Below are 20,453 nucleotides of genomic sequence, written 5' to 3'. Positions count from 1 at the left end.
TGCTGGGCACGCTCCATAAAAAAACCTCCTTCACGTGGAAGGAGGCTGGTATTTTTGACAGTAGACGCAAAAATGTTGGCGGGAATCGATTACTTCGCCGCTTTGGCTGCTTCGATCGCAGCTTCGTAGTTCGGATGATCGCCGACAACCGGAACGTATTCTGCGTAAACGACTTTGTCGTTTGCATCCACGACAAAGACTGCACGAGACAGAAGACGCAGTTCTTTGATCGCTACGCCGTATGCCAGACCAAAGGAGAGGTCGCGGTGGTCAGACAGCGTTTGCACCTTGTCGATGCCGGCAGCACCGCACCAGCGGCTTTGCGCGAACGGCAGGTCGACAGAGATCGTCAGGATGGTTACGCCGTCCAGCTTTGCAGCTTCTTCGTTAAAACGGCGGGTTTGCGCGTCGCACACGCCAGTATCCAGAGACGGAACGACAGAGATCACGCGTACAGTGCCTTTGGAATCATCCAGAGTCACAGGGGTCAGGTTGTTAGCCAATACGGTAAAATTAGGAGCGGTGTCCCCTACCTTTATTTCAGGTCCGAGCAAGGTAACCGGGTTGCCTTTGAAGGTAAATGCGCCATGGCGTTCTACTGCAGATGTCATCAAATCTTCCTCCTCACAAAATGATAGTAGGTTATGTACCTTCTCAATCATACCTCATTTTTCTACGATTTTCACTATGGAAACAGGGAAATTACAGATTCAGTCGCAATCCGCCGATCTGATTTTGTTCAAGTTTGGTAATGCTTTTGATTTCGTGCTCGTACTCCCAGCCGCTCCGCCTGTTCAGCTCATGGCAGCGCATGAGGGCGTGATACAGCGCAAATATAAAGCTTACTTTTTTCAGCTCGTAGCGCGTGCACATCGATTGCGGGAGAACCGTGTTGATGATTTCAATTTGAAACGAACTTGTTTCACGGGGCCTGCGGGTCGGCACGACGAATCCCATCTGCTTCAGTACAAAGCCGTAATCAAATTCCCCGTTATCGTCGAAATCGACAGTCTCCTCCGACGTTGCCAGCCATTCCAGCAGCGTTTCCAGATCGAGCTGTTCAAAACACGCCGGCTTCGGCAGAGCCAGCACCGATCCGTCCTCGTTGATAAAGTAAATCGAATCGCGATAATGAAAGATCAGCTCGTCCTCTGGCATCTCTTCACAAAACATCCAGTTTGCAGGCGGTATCAGCATGCGCCAAATTTCGGCCGGGGTCTTTTGCAAAAAGTCCATGGCAGGGTCCCCTCCTTTCCCTACCATTTTGGGCAAATCCGGTAGCTGCTATTCACCCTGCCTGCTGTCCCTCTGCCTGTCTTTGATAAACCCGGCCCAATCTCCCGACGGAATGTAAATCCCTTCCCGTCTGGCCCAGTCTTCCTTTACATACCTGTAGAGGAATGCCCGGATTTCTTCTCCTCCAGGCATTTTCATGACACTTTCCTCCACCCGTTCATACTCATTGCGAGGGTCGCCTGGTCCGAAATAGTCCTCCAGCTCGTCCAGTCCGGCCAGTGCTTCTTCATAGACGTCTTTGGAAAATGTGAGCAGCGCTCCTTTCACAGTCCCCGATTCGCCCCGCAGCAAGCCGGGATAACCGGCAGAAAAATGGTACAAATGTCCCCGTACTATCGCAGGCTGAAGCGTATGCGGGTAAGGCTTGACATACCTATTGTGGTTGCCGAAACCGGGAAGCAGAGAGCCATATACGAACACGGGCAGGATTCTCGTCATGAATATTTACACCTACTTCAGGATTTTTCAGAAAAAAAAGGGGTGTTTCTGTATCTACAATTTTGTATATTTACTCTATATATAATATTCACTTTACAAGTGCTTAGGGTAAAAAAGGGGGAGAAACCATGACAAAGAGAAAAATCAACCGGCTGCTGGTCGCCAACCGCGGGGAAATCGCCATTCGGATTTTCCGCGCAGCAACTGAACTGGGCATTCGCACTGTAGCGATCTATTCCGAGCAAGACAACGTGTCCATCCATCGTTTCAAGGCGGACGAGTCGTATCTGGTAGGCGCCGGAAAAGGTCCCATTGAAGCCTATCTGGACATTGAGAGCATTATCGAAATTGCCAAGCGCAACGATATCGATGCGATTCACCCGGGCTATGGATTTCTCGCGGAAAATGCGGAGTTTGCCCAGCGCTGTCTTGAAGAAGGCATCATCTTTATTGGCCCTTCCTCCACTTTGATCGACAAGTTTGGAGACAAAGTCGAAGCGCGCCGAATGGCCATCGAAGCAGGCATTCCCGTTATTCCGGGTACACCCGAGCCGATCGAAACCCTTCAGGAAGCCCTTTTGTTTGCCAAGGAGCACGGCTATCCGATAATCATCAAGGGGGTCTCTGGCGGAGGCGGCCGCGGCATGCGGATCGTGCGAAGCCAGGATGAGCTCCAGGATGCTCTGGACCGGGCCCGTTCCGAAGCTCGCTCCGCCTTTGGCAACGCCAAGGTGTATCTGGAGCGTTATTTGGAAAACCCCAAGCATATTGAAGTGCAGATTCTCGGCGATGCACACGGCAATATTGTGCATCTGTTCGAACGGGACTGCTCCGTGCAGCGCCGTCATCAAAAGGTGGTCGAAGTCGCGCCAAGCCTTTCCCTGGATGATGCGCTGCGCGAGGAAATCTGCCAGTCTGCCTTGAAATTGATGAAGGAAGCCGGTTACTCCAACGCGGGTACGGTCGAGTTTTTGCTCACGCCCGACGGTCAATTTTACTTTATCGAAGTAAACCCGCGCATTCAAGTGGAACATACGATTACCGAGCTGATCACAGGCATTGATATCGTGCAGGCGCAAATCCGCATTGCCGAAGGGCACAGCCTGTCTGATCCGGAAATTGGCATTGCCTCCCAGGAAGCGATCAAGATGAGCGGTTACGCGATACAGTGCCGGGTGACGACAGAAGACCCGGAAAACAACTTCCTGCCCGACGCCGGGCGCTTGCTGGCATGGCGTTCAGGCGGAGGCTTCGGGGTGCGGCTTGACGGCGGAAACGGCTATCCGGGGGCGATTATTACACCGTACTACGATTCGCTCCTGGTGAAGATCTCCACATACGGCACGTCTTTTGACCAGGCAGCCCGGAAAATGCTCAGAACGCTGCGGGAATTCCGCATCCGCGGTGTCAAAACAAATCTTCCGTTCCTGGAAAATGTAGTGACGCATCCCGATTTTCTCAGCGGACAATACGATACGTCTTTCATCGATACGAAGCAGGAGCTGTTCATTTTCCCGGGACGTCAAGACCGCGGCACCAAGCTTCTAAGCTACATCGGCAACACGATTGTCAATGGCTATCCGGGGCTGTCCACGCAGGACAAGAAGCCGCACTTCGATACGCCGCGCATCCCGCGCACTCCCTTTGCCCAGCCGTATCCGGACGGAACCAAGCAAATTCTGGAGCGCGAAGGCGCAGACGGCCTCGTGAAGTGGATTCAGGAGCAGAAGCGCGTGCTCGTAACCGACACCACCTTCCGCGACGCCCATCAGTCGCTGTTTGCGACTCGCGTCCGGACGTACGATTTGGCAGCTGTCGCTGAAGCGACCGGCAAGCTGGGAGCAGACCTCTTCTCCCTGGAGATGTGGGGCGGGGCCACGTTCGACACGTCGATGCGCTTCCTCAGAGAATCGCCGTGGGAGCGTCTGCAAATACTTCGTCAGCGCATTCCCAACATTTTGTTCCAGATGCTTTTGCGCGGCGCAAATGCGGTCGGCTACACCAACTATCCGGACAATGTGATTCACGCTTTCGTGAAAGCGTCCGCCGAGAACGGCATCGACGTCTTCCGCATCTTTGACAGCCTCAACTGGCTGCCGGGCATGCAGACAGCGATCGAAGCCGTCCGCAATTCGGGCAAGGTGGCCGAAGCGGCGATCTGCTACACCGGCGACATTCTCGATCCATCGAAGACCAAATACACGCTGCGCTATTACGTCGATCTGGCCAAGGAGCTGGAGAAGGCAGGAGCCCATATCCTCGCGATCAAAGACATGGCCGGACTGCTCAAGCCGTACGCAGCCTACGAGCTGGTGCGGGCTCTCAAGCAGGAGATCGGCATCCCGATCCATTTGCATACGCATGACACGTCCGGAAACGGCGGCGCGATGCTCGTAAAAGCGATTGAAGCCGGCGTCGATATCGTCGACGCGTGCGTCAGCTCCATGTCGGGGCTTACTTCCCAGCCCAGCCTGAACGGATTGATCGCTTCGCTCGAGCATACCGAACGGGATACGGGTCTATCCCTCGACGCGTTCAACAAGCTTTCCGATTACTGGGAGGATGTCCGCCCCTACTACCAAGGATTCGAGAGCGGAATGAAAGCAAGCAATACCGAGGTTTACATCCATGAAATGCCGGGCGGCCAGTATACGAACCTCGAGCAGCAGGCGAAAGCTGTCGGACTGGAAGGCCGCTGGGACGAGGTAAAACAGATGTACGCTACTGTCAATCAGATGTTCGGCGACATCGTCAAGGTCACACCGTCCTCCAAGGTAGTCGGAGATATGGCGCTGTTCATGGTTCAAAACGGACTGAACGAAGAAAACATCTGGGAAAAAGGCGAGCGGCTCGATTTCCCCGACTCTGTCATTCAGTTCTTCCAGGGGTACCTGGGACAGCCTCCGGGCGGATTCCCGAAAGAACTGCAGGCGCTCGTCTTGAAGGGACGAGACTCCTTTACGACTCGTCCGGGAGAGCTTCTGGCACCGGTAGACTTTGACAAGGTAGCGTTGGAACTGACAGAGAAAATCGGGCGGGAGGCGACAGAACTGGATGTCCTGTCCTACATCATGTACCCGCAGGTGTTTCTACAGTATGACCAAAGCTTGAAGGAATACGGCGATTTGTCCGTGCTCAATACCCCGACCTTCTTCTACGGCCTTCGTCCGGGAGAAGAGACGGCAATCACGATCGAGCGCGGAAAAACGCTGATTATCAAGCTTGTCGCCGTAGGCGAGCTGCATCCGGACGGACGGCGCATCATGTATTTTGAATTGAACGGCCAACCGCGGGAAATTTTCATCCGCGATCACGCTGCAAAGGTCTCGGAGCTGGCCCGCCGCAAAGCCGACCCGCAAGATCCCGGACAGCTCGGCGCGTCCATGCCGGGCAAAGTCTTGAAAGTTCTCGTTACAGCAGGCGACAAGGTACGCAAGGGAGAGCATCTTTTGGTCAGCGAAGCGATGAAAATGGAGACCACCATTCAAGCGCCAATGGACGGGAAAATCAAAGCCGTTCATGTAAAAGCGGGAGATGCGATCGAAACGGGTGACTTGCTTGTTGAAATGGAATAGGATTGCCTTATAATGGTAGGGAGATGAAACGCAAGTGAAAGGAGGAGATGGGTGTGCGTCTAGCACAGGTCAGCCAGATTCCGTACAGCAGGCGGGTGGGTCCATACCACTTTCAGATGATTCAAGCCAAATTGAGCGGTCCTGTCCAGCCCATTGTCGGATACAGCCTGCAGCCCTTTTATACGCGCCAACAGCAATGGATGACAGACATGGCTGACTCCCTCTCCCAGCTATATCGTTATACGGCCGAATTAAGCCAGGCTGCCAAGCAATTTGACCCTTCGCGAAGAAACAGTGTGCTGCACGCGCGAGTTGCAGTGAGCTCCCACCCGGAACGCGCTCAGGCAAAAGCCGCCCCCGGGGCAGAGCCGGGCAGCTACCAATTGGATGTCATCCGCCTGGCAACGCAGCAGACAAATCGGGGAATCATGGCTGAAAGCAGCGGCCCTTCCCTCTTGCCCCCCGGCGTGTATACGTTTTCCCTGACGATCGGTCAACAGGAGAACATCCTCGCCATCCAGGCAAAGCAAGACGATTCGCATGAACAATTGCTTAAGCGTTTGGCAGGTGTCATCCATCAGGCAGATCTGGCTGCTTCAATCGAATATTCAGAGACGATGAGCCGGATGGTCCTCCGCTCCAGTCATACGGGGGCAAAGCATGCTTTTCAGCTACGCGATATAGACGGGGCCGTGGTTCGCACTCTCGGACTCGATCAGGTCGCTATGAAAGCCTCCGATGCCGAATACGATCTGGACGGGATGCGTAGCGGCTCCCCCTCCAACCAGGTGGAGCTTTCTGGAAAGGTCGCCGCAACCCTGCTCCAGCCGGGCAAAGCATCCCTGGTTATCCAGCCGGACAGCGAACTCTTGCTGGAGAAAACCCGGGAACTGGTGACTCGTTATAATCGCTTGCATGCTTTCGTAGAAGAAAGGCCGAACCTTTTCACGACCATACTCCCTGCATCACTGGAGCAGATTGCCCGGACTGTTCAATCGGGGCTTGCTGATTACGGATTGCACATTGCTCCCAACGGTCAGTTGAAATTGGACGAGGAGACGCTGACCCGTTCTGTCGAGCGCGATTTTTCTGCTTTTGTACAAGACGTATCCAAGGTGTCTCAACTGGTCGAAAGGGAGACGGGAAAATGGAGGACGGCTTCCCCCGCCAATTTGACAGGCTTCAACGAAGAAGATGCTTCGGGTCGAGCATTCTCCTCGTTTCTTTTGCCCAATCACTTCTACCGGCAAGCGGTTTACACGGGCTTGATCATCAATCAGTTGTGGTGAATATCCCAAACAAAAAGACAGGTGTGCCCCCGCGCGGCCAACCTGTCTTTTTCGTTTTGCCTCATGCCCCAACAATCAGCTTCGCTCAATCAGTTCTTCCAGATCGTGCTCATCGACATTGGTCACGATGGTAGTCGAAGAGACCGGGGCCTCTTCCTTTTTGCCGAACATCCCCTGCATTTTCTCCACGAATTGAGGGATGCTGTCCAAAATACGGTCATACAGATGAGTGGAATTTTCGAGAGGAATGGAGCGGATGCCCTGTTTGCCCACGACCAGGAATGCAACAGGCGTAATCGATACGCCGCCCCCGCTTCCGCCGCCAAAAGGATGCCCGATCACACCCGGATGATCGCGCTCGTATTGAAACTCACTGCCCCCTGCCGCAAAGCCGAAGCCAACCTTGGAGATCGGCAGAATCACACTTCCGTCCGGCGTTTCCACCGGGTCGCCAATAATCGTATTCACATCAACCATTTGTTTGATATTTTCCATAGCCGTTCTCATCAAACCCTGAATGGGATGGTCTGCCATATCATTTCCTCCTTACTGGGGTGAAATGCAGTTTTGCGCAAACTGTTTACAACTAGTAGCTTGCCCAAAAGAAGAACAGGCCATGTACGCTTTTCCTACGCCCCGGAGGGACTCGTCTCCCATTTGTGGACACGCCCCTTTTTCAAGCGAAACAGCAGACGGAGCCCCATTACCAAGACATGGCCGAGGAAAAAGTGGAGAATGCACCTCGCTTGGGTGCGAATGACCGGTTGATTCCAGACAGGCTGCACACTAAGCCGCGGCATGCTCCGCAAAGAAATGGCGTGTGAGAAAAGCGCGATCAAAATGCTTTTCACTCCCCACACCGCTCCGAGGAGCGCACCAGTCTCCGCAGCCTCGCCCGTTCCCAGAACAGTGTGCCATTCCAGCCGTTCGCATCGAATCTGCTTGGCAAATTGCTTAAGAACCGGTTTAAAATCATGGAAGCGTTCCAGTATGACCTGATAATTCTGTTTCCACTTCTGCAGTTGATCCTTCCCTACACCTCTTACCGTTTCTGCCGTCTTCTCTTCCTGTCTCACCGTTTCCACTTTTGCCTTCAATTCGGGGCCATTTTCCGTCTGTTTTACCATCACGACCGGCAGCTCATATTTGCGCCGGATCAGGTGAAACCATGCCGAAACCTCAACGACGAGGTGATCGTTTTCACTGACCCTGCCATAGTAAAGGGAAATACGTACAGGCGTTGCGGCAAGCAGCACAATAAATACGAAGAGTCCAATTAGTATCCAGCCCAACAAAAAAACCCCATCCTTTCACCGTTAGTATGAGTGAATGGATGGGAAAATATGTTGCAAAAGGTAAATCTATCAGTCGAGGACGTAAACAGTCACGCCATCTTTAATCCCGTGGTTCAAGGCTTCCACCCGCGAAGAGAAAAACAGGTCCACGCGATTATTTTTCACCGCGCTCCCGATATCAGCCGCGACGGCATACCCATAGCCTTCAATGTACAAATGGCTACCCAGCGGGATAACAGCAGGATCCACGGCTACAATCCCTACACGCAATGGGAATTCCAGATAAGAAAGCGCCTCCGCTTTGTCCTCCGGATATGTATATGCCGTCGTCTCAACCGTCAGTTTTTTTGTGAAGGGAGTCCCTGTAGGAGCTTTTTGTTCTTCTCCTTTTTCCAAAAGGTGGATAGCGGTATAGGTCGCAGCTTCCGCTCTCGTTATTTCATGGTGTGGCTGCAGGTTTCCATCCTGGTACGGATTCACCAACCGATTTTGCAGGGCAAATGCAAATGACCGCTGATAAGCCTCTTCCACGCTGCGTCCATCCGGATACTGCTGCAGTGTTTGAATCGCGGAGGACCAAGGCAACTGATTCACCTTGCCGCTGTCGCCCATTGCCCGTATCAGCATCGACACCATCTCTTCTCGACTTACCAGCTCGTCCGGCTTGAAAACGAGTTTTCCCTCTGAATACTCTCCATGAACGATGCCGAGTCGATACGCCGTTATGGCATATGGCGCGAGCCAATCGCCCGAAGGAATATCCGCAAAGGGTGATGCCTCCTGTGCTGCTGGCTGGACTCCTTTGGCTTTTACAAACATTGTGATCAATTCTGCCCGTGTGATCGGATCGTCTGGGCGGAAACTCTTGGCATCACCGATTACCTCTGTTATGTACAATTGTTGAATGTCCTTCTCTGCCCAATGTCCGGCTACATCGGTGTATGGTAGGTTTGCTCGTGTTGTCTCTGCCTCTGCTTTTGGCATGCCCGTGAAAATGACAGCTGCCAGCGAGGCTAGAATCAGCATCTTTTTCATCATCAACCTCCTGTAGTCGATTGCTGGAAATCTCTTTGTACTATTGTAAAGGAAAATATTCAGAAAACAACCCTCAATGATTGCCAGCCTCTGTTGGTATACAAGAACCGAAAGCAGCAGTAAAAAAGGAGCTGCCCACATCGTAGATTCATCTACTCGTCGGACAACTCCACTCACTCGACGATCCCCAAATAGACCAGGTCCTCCAGACCGATCTGCCCTGTCACTGCAAGGCCTTCTTTCTTTTGAAAGCGAAAAACGGCCCTTTCAAAATGTTTGTCAAAATGACCATGCACGGGACCATTGTAATAGCCCGCCGCCTTTAATCGATTTTGTACAAGCTTGACCAATGCTCCTCGCGACCCCGGAACCAATACCCGATAAGTTAGCCTTTCATGCCCCATGATCGGCCCGTCTATGATGACGGGGGTCCCTACTTTTACAAGCGGGTAGAGCTTCTCGATGTCCTTGTTTTTCATCCGGAAGCATCCATGACTGACGTACCGTCCAATATGCTCAGGGCGATTTGTCCCATGAATTCCGTACGTCCCCCATTCAACATTGATTCCCAGCCAGCGAGAACCAAATCCGCCGCCCCAATTCAGCGATTTTTTCGTGACTGTGAACAGGCCTATGGGCGAGGGCGTATCGACAGCTCCCGGTGCTATGCGGTAAGAGGCTAGTACTTCCCCCTTATCCGTCCGCAGGTACAGCTTGTTCTCCCACAAATTGATATAAATGTAGACTGGCGGATCAGCCTGCTCGGCGTGAACCGGAACAAGCGAGGCCATGAGGATGATGAGCACGGAAATGACAGACAGAAAGGCTCTCATCATGCTGATATCGCTCCACTTCTTGATCTGATTATCAGAAGAAAAGCTGTACGAAAGCAATCACTATCGATTATTTGGCAAAGATATGGCTTCCGATTTTTTTAATCTGAGGTCTGGACCAGATCCACTTGGAAGTCGCTGTTTTGGGATTAAAGTAGAACAGGGCATTGCCCGATGGGTCCCATCCTCGCACCGCTTCATAAGCGGCTCGATATGCCGTCTTCCCTGGTGTCAGCCAGTATTGTCCGTCGTCAATCGCCGTAAAGGCATAAGGCTGAAAAATAATCTCTTGAATACTGTTGGGGAAATTGCTGGATTGCAAGCGGTTCATGACGACTGCGGCAACGGCCACCTGTCCGACATAAGGCTCGCCCCTTGCCTCGGAATAAACCAATTGGGCCAGCATTTGCATCTCGGATCGATTTACGGTAACTTTCTTCAGCTTTTTCCATGTCATTTTTCCTGTAATTCCATCTGCAGGCATCCCGTACTTTTTTTGAAACTGGCGGACTGCCTGGGTGGTCTTGCTTCCGTATATTCCATCCAAAGGCCCTTGATACAGGCCTATCACCTGCAGACGATACTGCAAATCCCAGACGTCACCGGTCCTGCTTCCCTTTTTAAGCACGGGAGCAGCAGATGCCGGAACAGCCAGCAAGAAAGCGACCAGGACAGACAAAAACAGGGCAATCCCGCTTTTTTTCTGAAACACCTATATCCCCCTCCTCAAGCCCCCATTCTATCGGGAGAGAAGATCAGGTTCAATTCAAGGTTTTTGGCATGTTTGCCAATACATGCCGTCTATCGCTCAAGCCCATGCTTCTCGTTTCATCCTTTTGGTTTGAACAGGACCGCCGCAAAAAATCCAAACACGATCGCCGCCGAAATCCCTGCACTCGTCACTTCAAATATGCCGGTAATCACGCCGACAATCCCGTGTTTTTCCGCTTCCTGCATGGCTCCGTGAACCAAAGCGTTGCCAAAGCTGGTAATCGGCACAGTGGCCCCGGCTCCGGCGAATTTGACAAGCGGCTCGTACAAGCCGAATCCATCGAGCAAAGCTCCTGCTACGACCAGAGAGGACATGGTGTGAGCGGGCGTCAATTTGACGACGTCGAGCAGAAACTGGCCAATCAAACAGATCGTGCCTCCCACCAAAAATGCCCACAGGAACGTCATGCTACCCCTCCTCCGGATGCTCTGCTTCAATGGCGACCGCATGAGCAATGCAGGGAATGCTTTCCCCTTGCTGATAGGAGATGGGTGACAAAAGGGCGCCGGTAGCGACGACCAATATGCGTTTCCATTCGCCTTCTCTCATCCTTCGCAACAGATGTCCGTATGTAACCGTAGCGACACAGCCACAGCCACTCCCTCCCGACCAGACAGTCGGATTGTCTCCGTATATAAGCTTGCCGCAGTCGATGTACCGATCCAGCGGAATATCGACGTTATGCTTCGGCAAAAGCTCCGAGAGGATCTGGTGACCGACCTTTCCCAAATCTCCCGTTACGACGAGATCGTAGTGATCGTGCGGGAGCCGCATATCGCGGAAGTGAGTCTCAATCGTCGAAAGTGCTGCTGGCGCCATCGCCGCCCCCATGTTGAACGGGTCGCTCAGCCCCATGTCGACGATGCGGCCGATCGTCGCGGCATGAACCCGCAGCCCGCTCCCCTTGTTTCCCACAACAGCTGCACCTGCTCCGGTAACGGTCCACTGGGCTGTAGGCGGCTTTTGCGAACCGTATTCGGTTGGGTAGCGGTACTGTTTCTCTGCTGCCCCGTTGTGGCTTCCGGTAGCAGCCAATACGTAGTCGGCTGACTGGCTGTCTACCAATAGCGCACCAAGCGCCAAGCTTTCCATCGCTGTCGAGCAAGCTCCAAACAGGCCGATGTAGGGGATACCCAATGTACGGGCAGAGAAGCTGGACGTAATGATCTGATTCATCAGATCGCCTGCAAGCAAGAAATGGACTTGCTCCTTTTGCAGGCCTGCTTTTTCCAATGCTTTGTCGCAAGCTTCCTCCAACAGAACTTTTTCGGCTTTTTCCCAGCTGTCTTGTCCAAGCATGAGGTCCCCATGCGTGATGTCAAAATCCTCTCCCAAAGGTCCTTTTGCTTCGAAAGGACCGCCGATGGCAGCCGTACTGAGAATGACCGGCCTCGAAGGGAACACCCATGTTTGATGCCCTTGTCGCATGGCTTATCCTCCCATTTTGATCAACGTTTTCACGATCCCGATCACGAATGCGGAAAAAACTCCAAACACAATCACCGATCCCGCCAGTTTGAACATGTTTCCGCCCACTCCCAGGACAAAGCCTTCGCTCCGGTGATCGATAGCGGCTGATGCAATCGAATTGGCAAAACCGGTTACCGGAACGCTTGTCCCGGCTCCTGCCCATTGTGCAATCCGGTCGTATACACCGAGCCCTGTCAAAAGAGCGGACAGAAAAATGAGCACGGCTGTTGTCGGATTTCCGGCCGTCTTTTCCGTAAAGTCAAAGTACCGGATAAACATCTCCTGAATGCCTTGCCCGATCAGGCAAATAATCCCCCCTGTGAAAAACGCCCGCGTAAAATTGCGCAGCAAAGGGCGAGGGGGCTCGTGACGTTTGGCTAACTGCTGATACTCCTGCTGGACGGGGGTAAGCTTTTTCTTTTTTTGATCCGCCATTGTTTTCCCTTCTTCCCTATCTTGTCAGCAGCGGCTTGACCTGATCCATAACCTTTTGCAGTTCTTCAGCGTCTCTTTGGTACACGAGTTTTTGCTGCTGATTTTTCGTAGACAGCGCAAACACTTCCAGATCGGCCTGGCACTTTTTCAACTGCGCGTAGGTTAGTTTCAACGCCTGCGGCTCAGCCACTTTGATTTTGTCGTCATACAGATCGAGGTATAGCTGACCGCCTTTGTCAACCTGGCCGAGAAAGACATTTTCCAGGGCGACGCCGGCCTTCTGCAGCTCAGCCCGTACCCAGGAACGGTTCAAGCCCATGTTCGACAGCGGCTCATCCATGATCATCCCGTCCATGATGACTGCTTGCGGCTCCTCTGCCGGCGACACCTCAAGCTCGAGATGCTGCGGGGTCACTGGCTGATGCTGCGATTTTAAAAGCACGCTCAATTCTCCACTGGTCTCCATCACTGCAAATTCGACGTCGGCCACGCGAAACACATTTTTGATTCGCAGCTGCTCCATCAGGTCTTCAGAGGTCCACCGCTCTTTTTTCAGGTTGTCTTCCAACACCTTGCCATCCTTGATCAAGATCGTCGCTTTTCCCTCAAAAAAATCCCGAAGAACCTTGCTCTTTAAAGCCAGCCATTCAAACAAAACAGGAAAGATTGCTACCACCGTCAAAGCGATCAGGCTGTGGTAGATAGGGCCGTCCATCTCTGTTGCCATGAAGGCGGCGATAGAGCCGATCGTAATGCCGACAATGTATTCAATGTACGTTAATTGCCTGATTTGACGCTTGCCGATAATTTTTGTCAGGATGAACAGATAGACCACAGCTCCGAGTGAGCGCAGTGCGATATTTAACCAATCGGGCACGCATAAACCCTCCCGCTCATGTACTAGAGAAGAGGAGAGAGAAGCCCCTCTCCTGTTTCCTGAAAGGTACTTAGAAGCCTTTGTATTGAGGCTCCTCGTTTTCAAGCTCGGTAACGCGCTGCTGCAGATTGGTCACGATCGACTCTGTCTGCTGTGCAGCTTGTGTGTACAACTGCTTCGCTTGCTGATTTTGGGTGCTGAGCGCAAATTGTTCCAGATTCGCTTGAGCTCCCTTTAAGCTTGCCAGCGTCTGCTTCACTTGGGATGCAACTGTCATCTGATTCACCTCCTAGCACCTATAGAGTCAACCAACTGCAGGCATTTAATCCCACGCTTTTAAAAAAGCGAACTGTAAAAATTTTACAGATACTAACAAAAAGGAAAGACACCGTTATGGTGCCTTTCCGACATTCAACCTATTTGGTTATGCACGACCAGCCAATTGTTGTTCAGCGAAGGAAACGAGACGCTTAGTGATCTCTCCTCCAACAGAACCGTTTTGACGGGAAGTGGTGTCTGCTCCCAGTTGAACACCGAACTCAGCAGCAATCTCGTACTTCAGTTGATCCAGAGCTTGGTTAGCTTGCGGTACCAGAAGGTTGTTACGGGAACCACCGTTGTTGTTTGCCATCTGTAATCACCTCCTCGTTGGTTGTAAGCTTAATATGTCTGTTGACCCCCTCTTTCATTCATTCTGTCACTTTGATTTTCACTGGCAATTTATAGCGTTATAGCTGGAGCAGATATTTCGCAATCTGCTCTGCCGAATCCGGTTTGCTCAAGGAAGCCATTCTTTGGCTCACATCCTTTCTTTCTGCAGGGGAGTATCGAAGCTGCCGTACGATCTGGCTGATTTCATCTGTCGTACGTGCATAAAAAGCAGCTTCGTGCTTGAGAAGAAAGGACAAATTCCGCCATTCCTGACCTGGCAGCGGTTGAAACAAGACAAGGGGCGTTTGGACTGCAAGGGCTTCTGCGATGCTGATTCCACCCGGTTTGGTAAGAAACACATCCGCAGCAGACATCCATTTCCATATTTCGGGCTCATATCCTCTGACGATGACATTATGAACAGGCGGACATGAGGATGTCAGCCTGACCAATTTCTCCTGAAGAGAGTGATTTTTTCCTGTAATCACAACGATTTGGAGAGGCTCCGGCTCGCGCATCAAAACGCGAATCACCTCTTCCATCGAGCCATATCCCCCTTCACCTCCGCTTATTAACACAGTAAACTGCTGGGGGCCCAGGCCAAGCTGATCTTTCCAGGAAGCTTTATCCTGGAGGGCAGACGACTGGAAAGTGCGGCGGATCGGAATGCCATACTCCAGTACAGGTGTTCTCTCAAGCCGACGATCTGCCCGAATCGGATCGGCCAGTTGTTCATGGGCAACTACGTAAGCATCCGTCTCTGGATGAATCCAAAATCGATGGACACAAAAGTCGGTGGGAACACCAACAAGCTGATAGGGTTTGGCCCCTTTCCGCTTTGCTTCAGCGAGCGCGGAAAAGCAGTACGCATGCGTAGCAACGACAACATCAGGTCTTTCCCGATCGATCAATTCCCGAACCATTCTTCTGGAGAGCCAGACTGCCAGCGGTTTGTTAAGCACGGCCGCCCACTTTTTGTCGTTGCGATGCATTTTTTGCCATAATCCGGGGTTGTACCGGAGCATGTGCAGATAAAAAAAGCGGGAGATTTCCCGCAACGCCGGACTTGCTGTTTGTAGGCCCGACACTACTTTTACATAAGCTGTGGGCCGCAGCTCTATCAGAGCTTCAGCGAGTGCTTCGGCGGCCATGCGGTGACCGCTTCCCGCCCATTCTTCGGTAACGAGCAAGATTCGCTTCGCGCTCATACCGTATCACCTGCTCGTTCGGGCTGTTGCATGAGATACCTTCGCAACAGCTCTTCCTTGGACATGTACACCCGCTTTAACGGGACGTCCTGATCCCATGTTTTCATCCTTTTCTTTCCATCCGGATGAATAAATCGAATCATCAGCTTCAGGTACCAGCGTTTGTATCGAAAAAACCAGCTCATCGGCACATTGGAAACGGAGAAGCCCAAAGGGGTTACCCCTTTGCTCAGGGTTGTTGTTCCGACGATTCCTTTGATCTCGTCCCTCTCTTCCATATTATTGAGGTAACTGGCTAGCTGCGGCAGTGAACGCATGATTTGCTGCCTGAGCAGCAAAGCCACTCTGAGGTCATCTTTTACGCCTTTGCTGAGGGTCGCGAAGTAGTAATTGTGTATATGCAGTTTTAAGATCAGATCGCCTTTTGAAATGACGCGATTATCCGAGGTGACGAGCGGTTCACCACGGTAGCGCATGCGGACAATGCGAAAGATATTGTTGCCTTTTTCAATATATCGCAGCCTGGTGCAGCGCTGATAAAGCTCGTCCCAAATCCCCCACAAGATCAAGATGCCCGTGTTCATCTCCAAATCGGTTCCTTTCTAGCTGTGTATTTCTGTATTCGTAGTATGCCCGATCCTGCTTGAAGAAAACACCGGGCTGCTGCCGGAGGAAGACTTGATTCAGCCAGTCGTTCTCCAGTAGCGCCCGAATGCGACGATGCCGCCCGCAACCAAAAATGGAATCCACGCATGATTTAAAAGCAACGGATTGAGAAGCTTCCAAACGTAAGGGTCCTCCAGGCACATCTCCGTGGCCGTGTACGCCAGTACCCCGCCGCCGAGCAGGGACAAGCTGGGAAATCTGTTAATCAAACGCGCGACCAGCGAGCTTCCCCACATCAATAGTGGTATGCTCATACCCAATCCCATCAAGATCAAGAGCAAGTCTCCGTCAGCAGCGCCGCCTACCGCCAACACATTGTCGAGACTCATGACAAAGTCCGCCAGAATAATCGTTTTGACTGCCTGCGAGACATTTTGGCTATAGGACACCTCCGTCGGTTCCTCCTGATCGCCAAACATGAGCTTCCAGGCGATCCACAAAAGCAGAACTCCTCCTACTACTTTTACCAAGGGGATGTCCAGCATCCAGGTCGTCATCCCGGTCAGCAGAACACGAAGCACGATCGCTCCCATTGTTCCTATGTAAATGGCTTTTTTTCGCTCTGTTGGCGGCAACCCCCGGCAAGCCATCCCGATAACAACGGCATTGTCACTACTGAGTACCAGATCGATGAGAAAAATTTGCAGCAAGCCAATCCAAAATTGCCCCTCCATCGCTCTTCCCCTTACCCACTTCTATTTGCCCTTCCCCTAACCGACTTCTATTTGCTCTTCCCCTAACCGACTTCTATTTGCTCTTCCCCTAACCGACTTCTTTTTCGCCCTTCCCCCGCCCGACGATTCCGATTTACGGTTGTCCTTCTTACTCTATGCTCCCAGATGCCCCCTCATGAGCGCTTTTCTATTCCCGAATAAAGACGAGAATACTCGGATTTTGTTGAACAAAAATTCCATAAAAAAACAATTTTCAACGCAATATAGGAGATATATACCTTGTTTTTCTGGACATCCTTCCGTACGATATGAGTGGGGTGGGATAAGATATGGTGGAAACTGTCTCTCTGAACCTTCAAAACGTTTCACAAAAAATTCTGGATATGGGGCCGACCATCACTACGCTATGGTTGCAGGAGATCGTTTTGAGCATGGAAACCCCGCTGACGATCCCTCGCGATTTTGCGGAGAAGCGTACCGTATTGTTGGCACGTTATCTGGTTGAAAATGTCGAAGAGGATATGCAAACCTGGTGTCTGGAAATGGGGGAATGGCTGCGTTCCCAGGAGTACCCGTTTTCGTCGATCTTACGCACCTATCAGCTGTATCGAAATGTCTTTTGGCGTGTGATCAAGCCGGAGCTGCTCAAGTGGTCGCTGACAACTGAACACATGATTTACCTCGAAACGCAGTTGGGGAAGGCCATGGATGAAAGCATTTTTTGGGCTGTTTACCATTTTGAACAACTGATTAATAAAGAGCTTGTGAAAAAGGAAGAAACGATCTCCTTCCTGCATAACGACAAATTGACCATGTTGGGCAAGATTGCTGCTAATATGGCACATGAGCTCCGAAATCCGTTGTGTGCCATCGAAGGCTTCTTGAAGCTGATCGCCGAATCGACTCGCGACCAGGACAAGCTCCAGTCCTATATCCAAGTGGTCATGCATGAATTTGAAAACCTGCATCGGCAAATAACCGGTTTTCTCAGCTTTTCCAAGAAGCCAATCCTGGATGAAATCTTTAAGACGGTTGATGTGGAGCATTTGCTATACGAGGTAGAGCTTCTCATTACACCTCGGCTTCTGGCTGAAAATATCGGGTTTGAAAAACAGATTGAGCCCTGTATGCTGAGCTGCTATGAAGAAGGGTTAAAGCAAGTCGTCGTTAATCTTTTGACCAATGCTATCGACGCTGTCCAGGGAAGACCCGAAAAGATGATCCGGGTTCAGTCAGCTTGTCAGAATGGCATGGTACAGCTTTCGGTCGAAAACAACGGGGAAATGATTCCGCCAGACATCCTGGAAAGCTTGTTTCAGCCCTTTTTTACGACGAAACAAAATGGAACCGGGATTGGTCTGTCGATCTGCAAAAACATCATCGAGAAGCACAATGGAACGATTTCCTGCGAATCTACCCGCGAGTCCACCCGTTTTATCGTTACACTGCCTTTGGCATAAACAAAGCTTCTTTCGAGGTTTGCTCGAAAGAAGCTTTTTCATTCTCACCTGTTTGTCATGTTCGGGCTGTTTAGATCGCTTTGGACTCAGCTGCTCCCCTTTACAACAGAGACGTGCTCGTGTGGACAACGTGCTTTTTATCGAAAGCGAAAAAATGCCCTCTGATGACAGAGGGCGAGGCAAGAGATCCGTTTACCTTTCGAGTAAGCGATCTAGACCCTACTCTACACGAAAACATATGTTTCTACTACCCAAACCTTAAGACAACTTTCGACAAAGTCCATTGACCTTGTCGAACTCCTCACATATTGTCGATGGTCGAAAAATCTGGGCCAAAAGACTTATTTAGCTCATTTATATAGAGATTGGTCGGGTTACCGGTTTTAATAAATTCAATTCAATCGCAGGTAGGTATCAATCTATAATGAGAGCATAAAAAAACAGGCACTTATTGAAGTAAGTGCCTGTTTCTTCTATCTGATGGAGCGGGTGATGGGAATCGAACCCACGCGACCAGCTTGGAAGGCTGGAGTTCTACCATTGAACTACACCCGCATAACAACGATGGTACCGAGGACCGGGCTCGAACCGGTACGGGAGATACTCCCGACAGATTTTAAGTCTGTTGCGTCTGCCAATTCCGCCACCCCGGCAAAAATCATGGTCGGGAAGACAGGATTCGAACCTGCGACCCCTTGGTCCCAAGCCAAGTACTCTACCAAGCTGAGCTACTTCCCGATTGTTTATTGAATTATGGCCTCACAAGCGAAACATGACGCAAGCTGCTTTATTTGAGGAATAGAAAAGCGTGCCCTGAGAGATTCGAACTCCCGACCTTTTGATTCGTAGTCAAACGCTCTATCCAGCTGAGCTAAGGGCACATGATGTATGGAGCGGGCGACGGGGCTCGCTTCCACTGGCAACTCCTCGTCGATCATTTCTTCTATGCGCAGCCAGATCTGAAGTACCCGAGCTTTACTTCGTGTATTACCACGAGGGTAAACCCGGAACGGGTGAGAGACCTGCATACGCATCATGGAGCGGACGACGGGGCTCGAACCCGCGACCTTCGCCTTGGCAAGGCGACGCTCTACCAATTGAGCTACGTCCGCATGGTATCGAATTGATGGTGCGGTCGAGAGGACTTGAACCTCCACGGTGTTGCCACCACTAGAACCTGAATCTAGCGCGTCTGCCAATTCCGCCACGACCGCATATCGATTGTAAAAACTGGTGAGCCATGAAGGACTCGAACCTTCGACCCTCTGATTAAAAGTCAGATGCTCTACCAACTGAGCTAATGGCTCCCACTAAAATGGTGGGGAGAGACGGATTCGAACCGCCGAACCCATAGGGAGCAGATTTACAGTCTGCCGCGTTTAGCCTCTTCGCTATCTCCCCAAAAAGTGGTGCCGGCGATAGGACTTGAACCCACAACCCCCTGATTACAAGTCAGGTGCTCTACCAATTGAGCTACACCGGCAATTTATGCTTTTTTAAAATGGCGGAGCTGACGGGACTCGAACCCGCGACCTCCGGTGTGACAGACCGGCGTGAACTCCAACTTCACCACAGCTCCATATTTTGAGACAAACCAAGTAGAAAATTTGGTTGCGGGAGCAGGATTTGAACCTGCGACCTTCGGGTTATGAGCCCGACGAGCTGCCAGACTGCTCCATCCCGCGACGTTTTTAATAAATATATGGTGGAGGCTGACGGGATCGCTTCCACTTGCGACACTGCGTCGATTACTCTTCACATGCGAGCAAGATCTGAAGTACCCAAGCAATACTCCTTTGCGCTTCTCCGAGGGTGAACCGGAACGGTGAGATCCCGTAACCGATAGCTGCGAATAAAGCATATGGTGGAGGCTGACGGGATCGAACCGCCGACCCTCTGCTTGTAAGGCAGATGCTCTCCCAGCTGAGCTAAGCCTCCATCATCCTTGCAAAGCGACCGGTATGCTTCACAGCATATCCTGAGAGTACTTTGCAGGGGCCCAACAATTCGTTGGGTTATTAAGTGACCCGTAGGGGATTCGAACCCCTGTATGACAGCGTGAAAGGCTGCTGTGTTAAACCGCTTCACCAACGGGCCATATGTAATGGATAAATGGTGCTCCCGACAGGAATCGAACCTGCGACCTCTTCCTTACCATGGAAACGCTCTACCGACTGAGCTACAGGAGCAAGTATATGGCTCCTCGGGAGGGACTCGAACCCCCGACCGATCGGTTAACAGCCGATTGCTCTACCAACTGAGCTACCGAGGAACATTTTGAAAAGCACTTATGCCACTTATGTAGCTTCGCGCCTTCAAAACTGGATATGCATGCTGTAAGGATTTGTGTGGATAAGTCCTCGACCGATTAGTATTCGTCAGCTCCACGCGTTGCCGCGCTTCCACACCGAACCTATCAACCTCATCGTCTATGAGGGGTCTTACCAGCTTAACGCTGTGGGAAGTCTCATCTTGGAGG

20 protein-coding genes, 15 tRNA genes and 1 rRNA gene are annotated in these 20,453 nt (G+C 51.6%); 3 read left to right on the top strand and 33 right to left on the bottom strand.

The features are described 5' to 3' along the window. Nucleotides 1-89: 89 nt before the first annotated feature. From tpx to EDM54_RS11690, 3 genes are all read right to left on the bottom strand, one after another. Nucleotides 90-611 carry a thiol peroxidase gene (gene tpx / locus EDM54_RS11700; RefSeq protein WP_003386705.1) on the bottom strand — a complete coding sequence of 174 codons (522 nt, stop codon included), beginning with the start codon at nt 609-611 and terminating at the stop codon, nt 90-92. A gap of 91 nt (nt 612-702) precedes the next feature. Beyond that, nucleotides 703-1,236 carry a hypothetical protein gene (locus tag EDM54_RS11695; protein ID WP_031933476.1) on the bottom strand — a complete coding sequence of 178 codons (534 nt, stop codon included), beginning with the start codon at nt 1,234-1,236 and terminating at the stop codon, nt 703-705. Between the two features lie 48 nt (nt 1,237-1,284). After that, nucleotides 1,285-1,734 (bottom strand): gamma-glutamylcyclotransferase family protein, encoded by a 450-nt coding sequence (locus tag EDM54_RS11690; protein ID WP_003386707.1) that lies wholly within the window; start codon nt 1,732-1,734, stop codon nt 1,285-1,287. Between the two features lie 128 nt (nt 1,735-1,862). On the opposite strand from EDM54_RS11690, the gene pyc reads away from it, so the two are divergent. Next, nucleotides 1,863-5,309: a pyruvate carboxylase gene (pyc, locus tag EDM54_RS11685; protein WP_031933477.1), complete on the top strand. Its 3,447-nt coding sequence runs from the start codon at nt 1,863-1,865 to the stop codon at nt 5,307-5,309. Between the two features lie 53 nt (nt 5,310-5,362). Continuing rightward, nucleotides 5,363-6,598 (top strand): flagellar cap protein FliD N-terminal domain-containing protein, encoded by a 1,236-nt coding sequence (locus EDM54_RS11680; RefSeq protein WP_122958216.1) that lies wholly within the window; start codon nt 5,363-5,365, stop codon nt 6,596-6,598. A gap of 75 nt (nt 6,599-6,673) precedes the next feature. Here EDM54_RS11680 and ytfJ read toward each other — a convergent pair whose 3' ends face one another. The 14 genes from ytfJ to EDM54_RS11610 all read right to left on the bottom strand — a co-directional run bounded on the left by ytfJ (nt 6,674) and on the right by EDM54_RS11610 (nt 16,514). Continuing rightward, entirely contained in the window at nt 6,674-7,132 is a 459-nt protein-coding gene (gene ytfJ / locus EDM54_RS11675; protein WP_003386710.1) for a GerW family sporulation protein, read from the bottom strand. 95 nt (nt 7,133-7,227) lie between these two features. Next, entirely contained in the window at nt 7,228-7,893 is a 666-nt protein-coding gene (locus EDM54_RS11670) for a DUF2953 domain-containing protein (protein ID WP_122958215.1), read from the bottom strand. Between the two features lie 69 nt (nt 7,894-7,962). Beyond that, nucleotides 7,963-8,928: an S-layer homology domain-containing protein gene (locus EDM54_RS11665; RefSeq protein WP_003386712.1), complete on the bottom strand. Its 966-nt coding sequence runs from the start codon at nt 8,926-8,928 to the stop codon at nt 7,963-7,965. Nucleotides 8,929-9,101: 173 nt separating this feature from the next. After that, the gene (locus EDM54_RS11660) at nt 9,102-9,764 is read right to left on the bottom strand and encodes a L,D-transpeptidase family protein (RefSeq protein ID WP_003386713.1); all 663 of its coding nucleotides are present in this window, start codon (nt 9,762-9,764) and stop codon (nt 9,102-9,104) included. Nucleotides 9,765-9,831: 67 nt separating this feature from the next. Beyond that, a complete protein-coding gene (gene sleB / locus EDM54_RS11655; RefSeq protein WP_003386715.1) occupies nt 9,832-10,473 on the bottom strand; it encodes a spore cortex-lytic enzyme in 642 nt (213 codons plus the stop codon). A gap of 116 nt (nt 10,474-10,589) precedes the next feature. Next, on the bottom strand, nt 10,590-10,940 hold the full coding sequence (spoVAE, locus tag EDM54_RS11650; RefSeq protein ID WP_003386716.1) for a stage V sporulation protein AE: 351 nt from the start codon (nt 10,938-10,940) through the stop codon (nt 10,590-10,592). Nucleotide 10,941: 1 nt separating this feature from the next. Then, nucleotides 10,942-11,961 (bottom strand): stage V sporulation protein AD, encoded by a 1,020-nt coding sequence (gene spoVAD / locus EDM54_RS11645; RefSeq protein ID WP_003386717.1) that lies wholly within the window; start codon nt 11,959-11,961, stop codon nt 10,942-10,944. A 3-nt stretch (nt 11,962-11,964) separates the two neighbouring features. Beyond that, nucleotides 11,965-12,438, bottom strand: a complete 474-nt coding sequence (gene spoVAC / locus EDM54_RS11640) for a stage V sporulation protein AC (RefSeq protein WP_003386718.1) — start codon at nt 12,436-12,438, stop codon at nt 11,965-11,967. 16 nt (nt 12,439-12,454) lie between these two features. Then, nucleotides 12,455-13,315 (bottom strand): DUF421 domain-containing protein, encoded by an 861-nt coding sequence (locus EDM54_RS11635; RefSeq protein WP_003386719.1) that lies wholly within the window; start codon nt 13,313-13,315, stop codon nt 12,455-12,457. A 70-nt stretch (nt 13,316-13,385) separates the two neighbouring features. Beyond that, complete coding sequence (locus tag EDM54_RS11630; RefSeq protein ID WP_003386720.1) at nt 13,386-13,592, bottom strand: DUF1657 domain-containing protein; 207 nt, start codon at nt 13,590-13,592, stop codon at nt 13,386-13,388. A gap of 147 nt (nt 13,593-13,739) precedes the next feature. After that, nucleotides 13,740-13,946: an alpha/beta-type small acid-soluble spore protein gene (locus EDM54_RS11625; protein ID WP_003386721.1), complete on the bottom strand. Its 207-nt coding sequence runs from the start codon at nt 13,944-13,946 to the stop codon at nt 13,740-13,742. 97 nt (nt 13,947-14,043) lie between these two features. Continuing rightward, nucleotides 14,044-15,174, bottom strand: a complete 1,131-nt coding sequence (locus tag EDM54_RS11620; protein ID WP_003386722.1) for an MGDG synthase family glycosyltransferase — start codon at nt 15,172-15,174, stop codon at nt 14,044-14,046. Continuing rightward, on the bottom strand, nt 15,171-15,758 hold the full coding sequence (locus EDM54_RS11615; RefSeq protein WP_003386724.1) for a YkoP family protein: 588 nt from the start codon (nt 15,756-15,758) through the stop codon (nt 15,171-15,173). The genes EDM54_RS11620 and EDM54_RS11615 overlap by 4 nt, the downstream gene beginning before the upstream one ends. A gap of 99 nt (nt 15,759-15,857) precedes the next feature. After that, nucleotides 15,858-16,514 carry a TerC family protein gene (locus EDM54_RS11610; RefSeq protein WP_039070863.1) on the bottom strand — a complete coding sequence of 219 codons (657 nt, stop codon included), beginning with the start codon at nt 16,512-16,514 and terminating at the stop codon, nt 15,858-15,860. 329 nt (nt 16,515-16,843) lie between these two features. On the opposite strand from EDM54_RS11610, the gene EDM54_RS11605 reads away from it, so the two are divergent. Continuing rightward, the gene (locus EDM54_RS11605; RefSeq protein WP_003386727.1) at nt 16,844-17,974 is read left to right on the top strand and encodes a sensor histidine kinase; all 1,131 of its coding nucleotides are present in this window, start codon (nt 16,844-16,846) and stop codon (nt 17,972-17,974) included. Nucleotides 17,975-18,455: 481 nt separating this feature from the next. Here EDM54_RS11605 and EDM54_RS11600 read toward each other — a convergent pair. The 16 genes from EDM54_RS11600 to EDM54_RS11525 form a co-directional block, all read right to left on the bottom strand. After that, a tRNA-Gly gene (locus EDM54_RS11600) sits at nt 18,456-18,529 on the bottom strand. A gap of 10 nt (nt 18,530-18,539) precedes the next feature. After that, nucleotides 18,540-18,627: transfer RNA gene (locus EDM54_RS11595), tRNA-Leu, on the bottom strand. A gap of 8 nt (nt 18,628-18,635) precedes the next feature. Next, nucleotides 18,636-18,712: transfer RNA gene (locus tag EDM54_RS11590), tRNA-Pro, on the bottom strand. Between the two features lie 69 nt (nt 18,713-18,781). Further along, nucleotides 18,782-18,855, bottom strand: a tRNA-Arg gene (locus tag EDM54_RS11585). 155 nt (nt 18,856-19,010) lie between these two features. Then, nucleotides 19,011-19,086, bottom strand: a tRNA-Gly gene (locus tag EDM54_RS11580). Nucleotides 19,087-19,101: 15 nt separating this feature from the next. After that, nucleotides 19,102-19,188 (bottom strand) — tRNA-Leu (locus tag EDM54_RS11575). A 17-nt stretch (nt 19,189-19,205) separates the two neighbouring features. Next, nucleotides 19,206-19,281 (bottom strand) — tRNA-Lys (locus tag EDM54_RS11570). 9 nt (nt 19,282-19,290) lie between these two features. Next, nucleotides 19,291-19,375 (bottom strand) — tRNA-Tyr (locus EDM54_RS11565). Between the two features lie 6 nt (nt 19,376-19,381). Then, nucleotides 19,382-19,457: transfer RNA gene (locus EDM54_RS11560), tRNA-Thr, on the bottom strand. 19 nt (nt 19,458-19,476) lie between these two features. Next, a tRNA-Asp gene (locus EDM54_RS11555) sits at nt 19,477-19,553 on the bottom strand. Nucleotides 19,554-19,582: 29 nt separating this feature from the next. Beyond that, a tRNA-Met gene (locus tag EDM54_RS11550) sits at nt 19,583-19,659 on the bottom strand. Nucleotides 19,660-19,836: 177 nt separating this feature from the next. Then, nucleotides 19,837-19,912: transfer RNA gene (locus EDM54_RS11545), tRNA-Val, on the bottom strand. Between the two features lie 85 nt (nt 19,913-19,997). Beyond that, nucleotides 19,998-20,071 (bottom strand) — tRNA-Glu (locus tag EDM54_RS11540). Nucleotides 20,072-20,087: 16 nt separating this feature from the next. Continuing rightward, nucleotides 20,088-20,163, bottom strand: a tRNA-Thr gene (locus tag EDM54_RS11535). Nucleotides 20,164-20,170: 7 nt separating this feature from the next. Next, nucleotides 20,171-20,246, bottom strand: a tRNA-Asn gene (locus tag EDM54_RS11530). A gap of 76 nt (nt 20,247-20,322) precedes the next feature. Then, nucleotides 20,323-20,453: ribosomal RNA gene (locus EDM54_RS11525) — 23S ribosomal RNA — on the bottom strand; the annotation flags it as partial.

The organism is Brevibacillus borstelensis (assembly GCF_003710865.1).
Taxonomy (GTDB): Bacteria; Bacillota; Bacilli; order Brevibacillales; family Brevibacillaceae; genus Brevibacillus; species Brevibacillus borstelensis.
This window is presented reverse-complemented; position numbering and strand designations above follow the sequence as displayed.

Coding starts and splice junctions, on each gene's coding strand:
- EDM54_RS11605 (WP_003386727.1), top strand. CDS start 16,844: ATGGTGGAAACTGTCTCTCTGAACCTTCAAAACGTTTCACAAAAAATT.
- EDM54_RS11695 (WP_031933476.1), bottom strand. CDS start 1,236: ATGGACTTTTTGCAAAAGACCCCGGCCGAAATTTGGCGCATGCTGATA.
- EDM54_RS11610 (WP_039070863.1), bottom strand. CDS start 16,514: ATGGAGGGGCAATTTTGGATTGGCTTGCTGCAAATTTTTCTCATCGAT.
- spoVAD (WP_003386717.1), bottom strand. CDS start 11,961: ATGCGACAAGGGCATCAAACATGGGTGTTCCCTTCGAGGCCGGTCATT.
- tpx (WP_003386705.1), bottom strand. CDS start 611: ATGACATCTGCAGTAGAACGCCATGGCGCATTTACCTTCAAAGGCAAC.
- EDM54_RS11625 (WP_003386721.1), bottom strand. CDS start 13,946: ATGGCAAACAACAACGGTGGTTCCCGTAACAACCTTCTGGTACCGCAA.
- EDM54_RS11615 (WP_003386724.1), bottom strand. CDS start 15,758: ATGAACACGGGCATCTTGATCTTGTGGGGGATTTGGGACGAGCTTTAT.
- EDM54_RS11665 (WP_003386712.1), bottom strand. CDS start 8,928: ATGAAAAAGATGCTGATTCTAGCCTCGCTGGCAGCTGTCATTTTCACG.
- spoVAC (WP_003386718.1), bottom strand. CDS start 12,438: ATGGCGGATCAAAAAAAGAAAAAGCTTACCCCCGTCCAGCAGGAGTAT.
- ytfJ (WP_003386710.1), bottom strand. CDS start 7,132: ATGGCAGACCATCCCATTCAGGGTTTGATGAGAACGGCTATGGAAAAT.
- EDM54_RS11620 (WP_003386722.1), bottom strand. CDS start 15,174: ATGAGCGCGAAGCGAATCTTGCTCGTTACCGAAGAATGGGCGGGAAGC.
- EDM54_RS11660 (WP_003386713.1), bottom strand. CDS start 9,764: ATGATGAGAGCCTTTCTGTCTGTCATTTCCGTGCTCATCATCCTCATG.
- EDM54_RS11630 (WP_003386720.1), bottom strand. CDS start 13,592: ATGACAGTTGCATCCCAAGTGAAGCAGACGCTGGCAAGCTTAAAGGGA.
- spoVAE (WP_003386716.1), bottom strand. CDS start 10,940: ATGACGTTCCTGTGGGCATTTTTGGTGGGAGGCACGATCTGTTTGATT.
- pyc (WP_031933477.1), top strand. CDS start 1,863: ATGACAAAGAGAAAAATCAACCGGCTGCTGGTCGCCAACCGCGGGGAA.
- EDM54_RS11690 (WP_003386707.1), bottom strand. CDS start 1,734: ATGACGAGAATCCTGCCCGTGTTCGTATATGGCTCTCTGCTTCCCGGT.